Origin of the sequence: Mesorhizobium sp. M0088 (genome assembly GCF_040322895.1) — a bacterium.
Classification (GTDB): Bacteria; Pseudomonadota; Alphaproteobacteria; order Rhizobiales; family Rhizobiaceae; genus Mesorhizobium.
Genome location: NZ_JAMYUI010000001.1, coordinates 407,901 through 420,495, shown reverse-complemented (window position 1 = coordinate 420,495; position 12,595 = coordinate 407,901). Strand labels below are relative to the sequence as shown.

The following is a 12,595-nucleotide window of genomic DNA, read 5'->3' as shown; positions in this document are numbered from 1 at the left end:
GGAGCTTTCCGGCCGGATACGCGTTCTGATGGCTCGGCGCCTTGTCGTCCTCGCCATTGGTCGCCGAATCCACGGATATGCCAAAGGAACCCGTCATGACCATTTCCACACTTGCGCTCACCCCGCTTATCTCGCTGATCGCCGGCGTGCTGATCCTGGTCATGCCAAGGCTGTTGAACTACATCGTCGCGCTCTATCTGATCGTCGTCGGGTTGCTCGGGCTATTTCCGCATCTAGCCGGCTGAGGGCGCCGGCTTAGGCCACGCAAGCGTCTGCCTTCGAAGCATCTTTCCGCATCAAGCATCAGAATCAAGCGATCGGACTCCGTCGCGCGTTGGCAGCCGGCTTCAACCTTTCCTTGAGGCAGTTGTCCGCTGTTGTGCGGCAATAGCGCCATTGCTCTCGGCCCGGCTTTTCGCTATGTGCCTGAAAGATGTCTTCGAAGGGGTATTCCTATGGCTGATCACTCGCCGACCGGTCCTGTCGAACTGGGCGCGAAGATGGACTATGCCGAGCATGACCGCACCTATGCGGGCTTCCTCGCGCTGGCCAAATACGGATCGCTTTTCTGCGGAGCCCTGCTTCTGGCGATGGCCTTCGGCTTCTTCGCGGGCGGCTTCTTCTCGGCGACCATCCTGTTCGTGCTGATTATGGCCGTCGGCGCCTTTATCCTCCGATAGATTTTCCGACACCTTGTCCACGGCGCCGCCGCGAGGCCGGCCGGCGTCTTGCGGGAAATAGCTTCCGGCCGAAAGGATCATGCGGTGGGACAGACGGTTTTCATCCCTCGTGAGCTCGATGCCAATGAGCCGCGCGTCGCGGCCTCGCCCGATACGGTGAAACGGCTGGCGGGATTGGGGTTCGACGTTGTCGTCGAGACCGGCGCCGGCACAAGGTCGCGCATCCCCGACGAGGAGTTTGCCAAGGCTGGTGCTGCCATCGGCAAGGCCTCCGATGTCGCCAAGGCCGATGTCGTGCTGAAAGTTCGCCGGCCTGATGAAGCCGAACTGAAGAGCTACAAATCCGGCGCGGCTGTGATCGCCATCATGGACCCCTATGGCAACGATGCCGCCGTCGCGGCACTGGCCAAAGCCGGGGTGACGGCCTTCTCGATGGAATTCATGCCGCGCATCACGCGCGCGCAGTCGATGGACGTTTTGTCCTCGCAGGCCAATTTGGCCGGCTATCAGGCGGTGATCGACGGCGCTTCGGAATATGACCGCGCCTTGCCGATGATGATGACGGCGGCCGGCACGGTGCCGGCGGCGAAGGTCTTCATCATGGGCGTCGGCGTCGCCGGTCTGCAGGCCATTGCCACGGCGCGCCGGCTTGGTGCGGTTGTCACCGCCACCGACGTTCGCCCCGCCGCCAAGGAACAGGTCGCCTCGCTCGGCGCAAAGTTCCTCGCCGTAGAGGACGAGGAGTTCAAGGCCGCCGAAACGGCCGGCGGTTACGCCAAGGAAATGTCGAAGGAATACCAGGCCAAGCAGGCGGCACTCACATCAGAGCATATCGCCAAGCAGGACATCGTCATCACCACGGCGCTGATCCCCGGCCGGCCGGCGCCCAAGCTGGTGTCGGCTTCCATGGTCGCCTCGATGAAGCCGGGCTCGGTGCTCGTCGATCTGGCGGTCGAGCGCGGCGGTAATGTCGAGGGCGCTGAAGCCGGCAAGGTTGTCACCACGGCCAACAATGTAAAAATCGTCGGCCATCTCAATGTGCCAGGCCGCATCGCGGCGTCGGCCTCGCTGCTTTATGCCAGGAACCTCTTCGCCTTTCTCGAGACGCTGGTCGACAAGACGACCAAGACGCTTGCCATCAACCGCGACGACGATCTGGTCAAGGCAACGATGCTGACCGACGGTGGCAAGGTGGTGCATCCGGCTTTTGCCAAGGCGGCGGAACAGCCCCATGTCGAGCCGGCCGCAATCCCGGCCAGGACCATGGTCGCCGACGCTTCGCCGAAGAAAGCCGCGCCCAAGAAACCGGCCGCTGCCAAGTCGCCCGCTGCCAAGCCGCCCGTTGCCAAGCCGAAGGGGATCGCGTGATGGATCAGACCTTGCAGAAAGCCCTCGACCAGCTCGACCAGGCCTCCGCCGCCGTTCGGCTGGCGGTGCACAATCTGGCGACCACGCCTGGTGGTGCCGATGCGGCGGGTGATGCCGCGCATGCGCTCTCCGGCGGCGCCATCGATCCCTTCGTTTTCCGCTTCGCCATCTTCATCCTGGCGATCTTCGTCGGCTACTACGTCGTCTGGTCGGTGACCCCCGCACTGCATACGCCGCTGATGGCCGTCACCAACGCCATCTCCTCGGTCATCGTCGTCGGCGCGCTGCTTGCCGTCGGCATCGCCGCCTCCGGTGTTGCCGCGGGCTTCGGCTTCGTCGCGCTGATGCTGGTTTCGGTCAACATCTTCGGCGGCTTCCTCGTCACCCAGCGCATGCTGGCCATGTACAAGAAGAAGGACAAGTAGAGCGCCATGAACGCCAACTTCGCGTCCTTCCTCTATCTCGTCTCCGGCGTCCTGTTCATCATGGCGCTGCGCGGCCTGTCGCATCCGACCACCAGTCGCCAGGGCAATCTCTACGGCATGATCGGCATGGGCATCGCCATCGCCACCACGCTGGCGCTGGCAACCCCCTCGGCCGGCCGCTTCGGCCTGATCGTGCTCGGCCTGGCCATTGGCGGCAGCGTCGGCGCCGTCACCGCGCGCCGCATCGCCATGACTTCGATGCCGCAGCTGGTCGCCGCCTTCCACTCGCTGGTCGGCCTCGCCGCCGTCATGGTGGCGGCCGCCGCCATCTATGCGCCGGAAAGCTTCGGCATCGGCACGGATGGCGACATCCATGCCCAGGCCCTGATCGAGATGAGCCTTGGCGTCGCCATCGGCGCCATCACCTTCACCGGCTCGGTCATCGCCTTCCTCAAGCTCGACGGCCGCATGTCCGGCAAGCCGATCATGATCGGCGGCCGCCACTTCATCAACGCAGCACTTGCCATCGCGCTCGTCGTCCTGATCGTGCTGCTGGTCACCACCGAGTCCAAACTGGTCTTCTGGTTGATCGTTGCGGCCTCGCTGGTGCTCGGCATCCTGCTGATCATCCCGATCGGCGGCGCCGACATGCCGGTCGTCGTCTCGATGCTCAACTCCTATTCGGGCTGGGCGGCGGCGGCGCTGGGCTTCACGCTCGGCAATCTGGCGCTGATCATCACCGGTGCACTGGTCGGCTCCTCCGGCGCGATCTTGTCCTACATCATGTGCAAAGGCATGAACCGAAGCTTCATCTCGGTCATTCTCGGCGGCTTCGGTGGGGAGACTGCAGCGGCCGCCGATGACGGCATCGAACGCACGGTCAAGCAGGGTTCTGCCGACGATGCCGCCTACCTCATGATGAACGCCCAGAAAGTCATCATCGTGCCGGGCTACGGCATGGCGGTTGCCCAGGCGCAGCACGCACTGCGCGAAATGGCCGACAAGCTCAAGGCCAATGGCGTCGACGTGAAGTACGCCATTCACCCGGTCGCCGGCCGCATGCCCGGCCACATGAACGTGCTGCTCGCCGAAGCCAATGTGCCCTACGACGAAGTGTTCGAGCTTGAGGACATTAATTCGGAGTTCGCGCAGGCCGATGTCGCCTATGTCATCGGCGCCAACGACGTCACCAACCCTTCCGCGCGCGACGACAAGTCGTCGCCCATCTACGGCATGCCGATCCTCGACGTCGACAAGGCGCGCACCTGCCTGTTCGTCAAGCGCTCGCTCGGCTCCGGCTATGCCGGTATCGACAACACGCTGTTCTACAAGGACGGCACCATGATGCTGCTCGGCGACGCCAAGAAGATGACCGAGGAAATCGTCAAGGCGATGGACCACTGATTTCGCCACGGCGCGACTGACCCAAACACAAAAGCCCGGCGCAAGGCCGGGCTTTTGCTTTTCAATGCTGAGCCGCTTCAGCGGCTGGTGAGAAAAACCGCTTCCTCATCGTCGCGCTGCCTGCCCCCAAGGGCCGCGGCAGCACTGGCGATGAAGGCGCCGATGGCCAGCGACAGCGCACCAAGGAGCGCAAATGTCGCACCGGCCTTCCTGGCAGTGTCGGCGGCCTGCTGCGCCTTGACCTTGGCGTCCTGAGCCCTGGCGATGATCGCATCCACCCGCGCCTTGGCATCTGCTTCCGAAAGACCGGTGCGAGCGGCGACGAGTTGCGACAGGTAGGTCTTGTCGTCTGCCGAAACCTCGCCTGCCGCCGCACCGGCGATCAGGATGCGCGAGGCCTGCCCGGTCGCGGCGGTATCGCTGTCTGGATTGGCGGCAGCCAGCCTGCCCGGATCGGCCGGACGGAACAGCGAATCCACAAGGTAGGATGTCGCATTGTCGACCGATGCGCTGCCGGCATTGGCCGAAGCCCCCGCCGATGCACCCATGGCAGCGCCAGACGCGACGGTGGACACCGCCTGCACGCCTGAACCGATTGCTGCGGAAAGGGCGGAGCCAAGCACGCCGACGACGAGCAAGGTGGCCAGCGCCCAGGCAAGAAAGCCGTGTGCGGTGTCCCGGAAATAGACCTCATCGGTGTGGATGCCGACCCATTTGGTGCGCAGCCGCCCGGCAAGATAGCCTCCGACACCAGAGGACAGCCATTGCACGATGACAAGCCAGACGGCGGTGGACGCCGCGAAAGTGGTGACAGATGCGCCGGATCCCGACCATGGCGACACCATGGTCAATCCCAGCCCCGAACCGAGCAGCATGAGGATGAAGGTCAACGTCGAAGCCGCGAAGGCACCGGCGATGATCGGTCCCCAACTGACGGCGGTGGAGGAGGATTCTGTTGAAGTGGAAACGTCGACAGCCGATAGGGTGGACTGCATGGAAGCCCCCTACCGTACGAACAGCATGATCAGAATGATGATCGGGATCGGAATACCGAGCAACCAGAGCAAAATGCCGCGTCCCATGAAGGCCTCCTGTAAGAAATTGTGATCGATGTTGTCACAATGTCCCGCAGGGACTTCCGTTCCGGGGCGTTGTAAAATGATTTTGTTGCCGCCGGTGGAACAATTGGCGCGCCGCAGCGCGCCAATTCAGAATTTAACGTCCGGATCAGATATCCAGATTGGCGACCGACAGCGCGTTGTCCTGGATGAACTCGCGCCTGGGTTCGACCTCGTCGCCCATCAGCCTCGAAAATAGTGAATCCGCGTCGGTCGCGTCATTGACCTTGACCTGCAGCAGCGAGCGCACGTTCGGATCGAGCGTGGTTTCCCACAGCTGTTCGGCATTCATCTCACCGAGACCCTTGTAGCGCTGCATTGTCAGGCCCTTGCGGCCGGTTGCAAAGACCGCATTGAGCATCGCCAGCGGCCCCGAGATAGTTTCGGAGACATCCTTGCGGCGCAGCACCGGCGGCGAGCCGTAGACCTCGCTGAGGCGCTGTGCGTAGCGGTCGAGCTGGCGTGCGTCGGCCGAATTGATCAGCGCCAGATCGAGATGCGCGTATTCCTTGACGCTGCGCACCGTGCGCTCGAACACATAGCCGCCGACACCTTCATTCGAGGTCGACATGCGGCCGGTCCAGCCGCGCTCGGTGTCCTCGGCAATGATGTCGAGGCGTTTTGCAATCCGCTCCGCCATGGCGTTGGCGCGGCCGAGATCGGTGAACACGTCCGGGTTGAGCCCGCCGGCGATCGCCGCCTGTTCGACGACGCCTCTGTTGTAGCGCGTGTGCAGGCCGTTGATCAGCTGGCGCACCGCCAGTGCGTCGTCGATGGCTCCGCGCAGGTCCTGCCCGATGCGAACCTCGCCCGAGCCGAGCGTAAGCGATGCTTCCTCCAGTCCCGAGCCGATCAGGAACTCTTCGAACGCGCTCTCGTCCTTGATGTATTGCGAGCTCTTGCCGCGCGTCACTTTGTAGAGCGGCGGCTGGGCGATATAGAGATGGCCGCGCTCGATCAGCTCCGGCATCTGCCGGAAGAAGAAGGTCAGCAGCAAGGTTCTGATATGGGCACCGTCGACATCGGCGTCGGTCATCAGGATGATCTTGTGGTAGCGCAGCTTGTCGGCGTTGAACTCGTCCTTGCCGATCGAGGTGCCGAGCGCCGTGATCAGCGTGCCGATCATGTCGGAGCCGAGCATGCGGTCGAAGCGCGCCCGCTCGACATTGAGGATCTTGCCGCGCAACGGCAGGATCGCCTGGTTCTGGCGCGAACGCCCACCCTTGGCCGAGCCGCCGGCGGAGTCACCCTCGACGATGAAGATTTCGGACTTCGCCGGGTCGCGTTCCTGGCAGTCGGCCAGTTTGCCGGGCAGGGAAGTGACGCCGAGCGAGCTCTTGCGGGTGATATCGCGCGCCTTGCGCGCCGCTTCACGCGCCGCCGCGGCCTGGATCACCTTGTCGACGACCACCTTGCCTTCGCTCGGATGTTCTTCCAGCCAGGTGCCGAGCGCTTCGTTGACCAGGCCTTCGACGACAGGACGGACTTCCGACGAGACCAGCTTGTCCTTGGTCTGCGAGGAGAATTTCGGATCTGGAACCTTGACTGAAAGCACCGCCGTCAGGCCTTCGCGGCAATCGTCGCCGATCAGCGAGACCTTTTCCTTCTTGGTCAGGCCGGAGGATTCGCCATAGCCGGTGATCTGGCGCGTCAGCGCGCCGCGAAAGCCGGCCAGATGCGTGCCGCCATCGCGCTGAGGGATGTTGTTGGTGAAGGCCAGCACGTTCTCGTGGTAGCTGTCGTTCCACCACATCGCCACTTCGACGGTGATCCCGTCGCGCTCCGCCCGGATGGCGATCGGCTTGTCGATCAGCGGTTTCTTGACCCGATCGAGATATTTGACGAATTCCTCGAGGCCTCCATCATAGTGCAGCTCATGGCGCACGACGTCGGCATGACGGGCATCGGTCAAAATGATGCGCACGCCGGAATTGAGGAAGGCAAGCTCGCGCAGCCGGTGTTCCAGCGTGCCGAAGTCGAACTCGACCATGGTGAAGGTCTCGGACGACGGGAAGAAGGTGATCTGGCTGCCGCTGCGGCCCTCATAGGTGCCCGGCTGCTTGTCCTGCTCATAGCTGCCGGTCGCCTTCAGCGGCGCGTCGGCATTGCCATGCGTGAAACTCATCTCGAAGATCTGGCCGTTGCGGCGGATTTTCAGCTTCAGCCATGCCGACAGCGCGTTGACCACCGAGACGCCGACGCCATGCAGGCCGCCCGAGACCTTGTAGGAATTCTGGTCGAACTTGCCGCCGGCATGCAGCTGCGTCATGATCACTTCGGCCGCCGAAATGCCTTCTCCGGTGTGGATATCGGTAGGAATTCCGCGGCCATTGTCGATCACGGTGACCGAACCATCGGGGTTGAGCGTCACGGTGACGAGATCGGCGTGACCGGCCAGCGCCTCGTCGATGGCGTTGTCGACCACTTCATAGACCATGTGATGCAGGCCCGAACCGTCGTCGGTATCGCCGATATACATTCCGGGGCGTTTGCGGACAGCATCCAACCCCTTCAAAACCTTGATGGAATCGGCGCCGTATTCGGCTTCAGCACCGTTGTTGTTGTCGATCTGATCGCTCATGAAAACCTGTTGTCTGGATGCCGCTTGCACGGCGCGAAAAACCCGCTCCGAATCGCGCCTCTGATATGCACTAGATATAGGCGCAAAAGGCGGTTTTTCCAAGGTTTGCAGGCATTTCACGGGGAATGAGCCGGCTGTCCATGACAGCCTCCCGTCAGGCCCTATTTCACTTTGGCCAGCCGGTCCCTGAGAAACTTGATCATGAACTTGTATCGCGGCGCCAGCCGCCCGCTGCGGTCGAGCTCCAGCGTCATGTCCAGCGCCTGCGAAAGCACCGTCTTGGGGTTCTTGGCGACCTGAGCGTAGTCGATCATGGCAACCACCAGGTCGCGCTGCCAGGTGGCGTTGTTTGGGTCGGACCGAGCGAGCTTCTGGCGGATGTCGAGACTGTCCTGGAAAGCCTGCCGCGCGCCGTTGACGTCGCGCTGCTTGGCCTTGAGCATGCCGATCTCGGACAGGGTGATCGACAGGTCGCGTTGCCAGTCGGCATTGGCAGGGTCGAGCTTGGCCAGCCGGTCGGCGATAGCGAAACTGTCTGTATAAGCCTTGAGTGCTCCGGCGCGGTCGCCCTGTATCGCCAGAATGCCGGCGACCTTCTCCAGGCTGACCGAGAGGTCGCGTTGCCAGTCGGCGTTGGCAGGGTCACTGGCCGCCAGCACGCGGGCTATCGAGAGGGCTTGCCTATAGGCGGCGAGGGCTGCCGGCCATTCCTCTTGATCGCTCAGCGCATTGCCGATCTTTGCGTTGCCGACAGACAGGTCGCGCTTCAACTCACTGTTGTCGGGGTCGCGGCCCACTAATTGTTCGACGATCGCATGGCCCGCTTTATAGGACGCGAGTGCGCCCGCCGCATCGCCGCGCTCGCGCTTGAGGTCGCCGATCGTATCATGGCTGACCGACACATCGCGCTGCCGTTCGGCATCCTGCGGCTTCTTTTCGGCCAATGCCAATCGGATCCTCAGGCTCTCCTCGTAGGCCATCTGGGCGTTGTCCAGTTGCCCCATGACCCGGGCAAGGCCGCCGATCTCGTCATAGCTGATGGTCAGGTCACGCTGCAGCTCGGCGCGCTCCGGTTCGTTGTCGGCAAGCTGCTTCTTGACCGACAAGCCTTCCTGGTAGATCTGCGAGGCCCCAGCCAGATCGCCTTGCGTCACAAGCACATTGCCGATCTTGTCGTCGGCCATGGCGAAGTCGCTGAACCATGACAGCCGATCGGGTTCGGCAGCGGTCAAATCCCTGAGCATGGTTCTGGCGGTCCGATAGTTTTCCAGCGCTTCCGGCAGGTCTCCTTGCGCCAGCTTGATGTTGCCGAGCTTGATGTGGCTGACGGCAAAATCGCGCTTGACGCTCGGGTCGGTTTCCCGGGCCGAACGCAGCTCGAGATTGGACACCAGCGCTGCAAAGGCGCGGCCTGCCGCATCGGTGTTGCCGACAAGGGTGTAGAGCTTGCCGAGCTCGTCCAGCGTTCGGATCTGGCGGTCGGCCTGGTCCAGGGTCAGATCGGTTTGCCCGGCCTCGCCGTAGAGGACCAGCACCGATTCATAGTCCTTGATGGCCGTGGCATAGTCGAGGTCGGCACGCGCCGCACCGCCCGACAGGAAACGCGTCGCCGCCTCGGACAGCGTGCGGTTGACGAAGTTGGCCTTCAAGGCGTTGCGCGAAACATTGTCGATGTCGGCGGCCTTTGCGAGGATGGCGCGAGCCCCATCGAAGGCGCCGAGCGAAAGCTGCTCCTCGGCCTGCCGGCGCAATTCCGTCACCTGCGGATCATCGGAGGCCAGCGTCCTCATTTCGCCGCGCACCTTGACGAAGGCGTCGGCCGCCTCGCGCAACCGGGCATTCAGGCTGTCCGCCGAAAGGTGGCTGGCGTCGGAGCTGATCAGCACGCCGTAGAGAGGCGCCAGCGGCATGTCGGCATCGCTGGCGACCTGCTCGACCTCACCGCGCATTTCCGGCGTCACGTCGGCCATGGCAAGCAACAGGCGCTCGCGCTCCGGCAATTGTTGCTTGGCGGCCGCGGCAAAAAACAGCTTCGGCAGGCCGCTCTCGACGTAAGGCAGCTGTTTGCCCCGCGACAAATCGTAGACCTCCTGCTGCACCAGCGTCAGCACCGAGCGGATCTCGAGCCCGTCGGTGCCGAGATATTTGGTCAGCGCTGTCGTGAAGGGCGAGTTCTGGCCGGTGCCGTCGGCAGCCGTCTCGCCCGGTGCGGCGGAGAAGGCGAACAGGATGTTTTCGGCGCGGCCAATCCGGCCGAGACCCGGCTTCACCTTGTCGGAGACATCCTTTGCCAGCGATGTCGCGCCGCGCCCTTCACCGCTGCTTCCCGAGAAGGGATCGCTGCGGCAGGCGTCGAGCATGATCAGGCCGACCTTGGCCGTGGCGGCCACGCTGTCGCGCACCTCTTCCAGCGGCAGGCTGGTCTTCTCCAGCGCATCGAGCGAGGAGGCGTCGGCATCGATCGGGAGCAGCCGGTTGTCGCCCGAGATTTCCACGCCGTGGCCGGAGAAGTAGACCAGCGCCACGTCGGCGCCTTTGGCATCCAGGCGAAAATCGTCGAGCGCGCGGCGCATTCGCCGCAGGTCACGATTGGTTTCGAGGATGACCTCGAAGCCGAGCTTCTTCAGCGCCGCTGCCATCGCCTCGCCGTCATGGACCGGATTGGCGAGCGGCCGAACCAGGCGGTAGCCGTCCTCGGCTATGATCAAAGCCACGCGTCGCTCAGCCACCGCGGCGGCGGTGCTCATGAGCATCAGCAGCAAGGCAAAAAGCAAGCGCAAGTCGAACCGCCCCCGGCTTGTCCATTTGCGCAAACATTCCACCTCTTTATGCCATGAGCAAGCCGGGCTTTTTGCGGAAGACCAGCGTTTTCAGGCAACCCGCATAGGCTTCAAAGCCTCGCTCCAGCGCAACAGCTCGTCGAGCATGGTTTTGGCTCCGCCCTGCACCTGTTCGCTGGCGTTGAAAGCGCCGTTCTCATCGAGCAGTTTCTGGTACATCGGCAGCGCGACGCCTTCCGAGATCGGCATGACGCCGACCGATGTCAGCAACGGCTTCAGCGCTTGCGCCGCGCGCAGGCCGCCGGAGACGCCGCCATAGCTGAAATTGGCTGCAGGCTTGTACTTCCATTCACGCGAGAGATAATCGACCGCGTTGACGATCGCCGGCGCCACGAAATAATTGTATTCCGGCGCCACGAAGACGAAGGCGTCGGCGGCATCGATCGCTTTCGACCAGGCCTTGGTATGGTCGTTCTTGTAATTGCCGAGCCTTGGATGGTGCGGTTCGTCCAGCACCGGAAGCTTGAACGTATCGATGTCGGTCAGTACCGGCTCGAATTTTCCATGCTCGCGCGCGAACGTGTCCAGCCACTCGGCAAAAACCGGTCCGGCGCGGCCTGGTCGCGTGCTGCCGATGATGATGTTCAACTGGTGCTTCAAGGCGGGCTCCTAGGTCTGGCGGTATCTGTTGGTGACCTACGGCAGGGCACGGCCGCGGACAAGGCGGCACCGCCATGGAGGCGGTCACAATCGGCTGAACGGATCGCCTGCCGTGACGCCTCGGGCTGCATATTTGCGCCTGCCGTTCGGTCACATGGACGCCCGCATTGCAAGCCACTACATTGGGGTATCAGCGGAGCAGCCCATGGACATCCAGCCCGCCCCCTTCATTCCCCCGGCGCCGAAGCCGCGCACCACGCCGCCCTCGACGCTGGAGATGATCCGCATCGTCTACCGCAACCCGCTCGAATTGTGGGGTGAGCACACCTACAACGAGCCGTGGATCTCGGCCAATGGTGTTGGTGGACATCTGATCGTCGCCAATGATCCCGGCCTGATCCGCCATGTGCTGGTCGACAACGCCAGGAACTACAAGATGGCGACGGTGCGTCAGAAGATCCTGCGGCCGATCCTGCGCGATGGCCTGCTGACCGCCGAGGGCGAGGTCTGGAAGCGGTCGCGCAAGGCGATGGCGCCGGTGTTCACGCCGCGCCACATCTTCGGCTTCGCCCAGCCGATGCTGAGACGCACGCTGGACTTCGTCGCCCGCTACGAAGACGGCGGCACGTCCGACATCGCCCATGACATGACGCTGCTCACCTACGACATCCTGGCCGAGACGCTGTTTTCCGGCGAGATATCAGGCGAGCCCGGCAGTTTCGCCAACGAGATCGACCGCCTGTTCGAGACCATGGGTCGCGTCGATCCGCTCGATCTGTTGCGCGCGCCCGACTGGCTGCCGAGGCTGACCCGTATCCGCGGCCGCAAGACCATGGCCTATTTCCGCAAGATCGTCACCGATACGGTCAAGATGCGCGAAGCGAAATTCAAGCGCGACCCCGATGCCGTGCCGCAGGATTTCCTGACGCTGCTGCTCAAGGCCGAGGGACCCGACGGGCTGACGCGGGCCGAGGTCGAGGACAACATCATCACCTTCATCGGCGCCGGCCATGAGACGACGGCGCGTGCGCTGGGCTGGACACTGTATTGCCTGGCTGAATCACCGTGGGAGCGCGACCGGGTCGAGCAGGAGATCGACCAGGTGTTGGCGCGCGAGCCCGATCCGACGAAATGGCTCGATGCCATGCCGTTCACGCGTGCGGCTTTCGACGAAGCGCTCAGGCTGTATCCGCCGGCGCCGTCGATCAACCGCGAGCCGATCGAACCGGAAATGTGGAAGGATCTTCATATCCCCAAGCACGCCGCGGTGCTGGTGATGCCCTGGGTCGTGCATCGCCACAGGAAACTGTGGGACCGGCCGGATGCCTTCCTGCCGGAGCGCTTCCATCCGGGAAATCGCGAAAAGATCGACCGCTTCCAGTATCTGCCGTTTGGCGCGGGTCCGCGCGTCTGCATCGGCGCCAGCTTCGCCATGCAGGAGGCGATCATCGCGCTGGCGATCATGCTGTCGCGCTTCCGCTTCGACACGACAGCCGAAACCAAACCCTGGCCGGTACAGAAACTGACCACGCAGCCGCAAGGCGGTCTGCCGATGCGGGTCACGCCGCGACAGGCATGA

Annotated in this window: 10 protein-coding genes; 6 read left to right on the top strand and 4 right to left on the bottom strand. The window is 63.4% G+C overall.

The annotated features are described in order from the left end of the window. Nucleotides 1–95: 95 nt before the first annotated feature. The 5 genes from NKJ67_RS01905 to NKJ67_RS01885 all read left to right on the top strand — a co-directional run bounded on the left by NKJ67_RS01905 (nt 96) and on the right by NKJ67_RS01885 (nt 3,877). Complete coding sequence (locus NKJ67_RS01905) at nt 96–245, top strand: DUF3096 domain-containing protein (RefSeq protein WP_013528205.1); 150 nt, start codon at nt 96–98, stop codon at nt 243–245. A gap of 210 nt (nt 246–455) precedes the next feature. Further along, on the top strand, nt 456–680 hold the full coding sequence (locus tag NKJ67_RS01900; protein ID WP_127267396.1) for an aa3-type cytochrome c oxidase subunit IV: 225 nt from the start codon (nt 456–458) through the stop codon (nt 678–680). A gap of 84 nt (nt 681–764) precedes the next feature. Further along, a complete protein-coding gene (locus NKJ67_RS01895; protein WP_352580241.1) occupies nt 765–2,048 on the top strand; it encodes a Re/Si-specific NAD(P)(+) transhydrogenase subunit alpha in 1,284 nt (427 codons plus the stop codon). Then, on the top strand, nt 2,048–2,473 hold the full coding sequence (locus NKJ67_RS01890; RefSeq protein WP_502905163.1) for an NAD(P) transhydrogenase subunit alpha part 2: 426 nt from the start codon (nt 2,048–2,050) through the stop codon (nt 2,471–2,473). Before NKJ67_RS01895 ends, NKJ67_RS01890 begins: the two co-directional genes overlap by 1 nt. A gap of 6 nt (nt 2,474–2,479) precedes the next feature. Then, entirely contained in the window at nt 2,480–3,877 is a 1,398-nt protein-coding gene (locus NKJ67_RS01885; RefSeq protein ID WP_127267393.1) for an NAD(P)(+) transhydrogenase (Re/Si-specific) subunit beta, read from the top strand. Between the two features lie 77 nt (nt 3,878–3,954). Here NKJ67_RS01885 and NKJ67_RS01880 read toward each other — a convergent pair whose 3' ends face one another. The 4 genes from NKJ67_RS01880 to NKJ67_RS01865 all read right to left on the bottom strand — a co-directional run bounded on the left by NKJ67_RS01880 (nt 3,955) and on the right by NKJ67_RS01865 (nt 11,016). Then, a complete protein-coding gene (locus NKJ67_RS01880) occupies nt 3,955–4,872 on the bottom strand; it encodes a hypothetical protein (RefSeq protein WP_256746664.1) in 918 nt (305 codons plus the stop codon). Between the two features lie 232 nt (nt 4,873–5,104). After that, the gene (gene gyrB / locus NKJ67_RS01875) at nt 5,105–7,576 is read right to left on the bottom strand and encodes a DNA topoisomerase (ATP-hydrolyzing) subunit B (protein ID WP_352580239.1); all 2,472 of its coding nucleotides are present in this window, start codon (nt 7,574–7,576) and stop codon (nt 5,105–5,107) included. A 161-nt stretch (nt 7,577–7,737) separates the two neighbouring features. Then, the gene (locus NKJ67_RS01870) at nt 7,738–10,323 is read right to left on the bottom strand and encodes a caspase family protein (protein ID WP_352580238.1); all 2,586 of its coding nucleotides are present in this window, start codon (nt 10,321–10,323) and stop codon (nt 7,738–7,740) included. A gap of 123 nt (nt 10,324–10,446) precedes the next feature. Then, nucleotides 10,447–11,016 carry an NADPH-dependent FMN reductase gene (locus NKJ67_RS01865; protein WP_352580236.1) on the bottom strand — a complete coding sequence of 190 codons (570 nt, stop codon included), beginning with the start codon at nt 11,014–11,016 and terminating at the stop codon, nt 10,447–10,449. Nucleotides 11,017–11,221: 205 nt separating this feature from the next. Between NKJ67_RS01865 and NKJ67_RS01860 the strand changes: the two genes are divergently transcribed. Beyond that, complete coding sequence (locus NKJ67_RS01860) at nt 11,222–12,595, top strand: cytochrome P450 (protein ID WP_352580235.1); 1,374 nt, start codon at nt 11,222–11,224, stop codon at nt 12,593–12,595.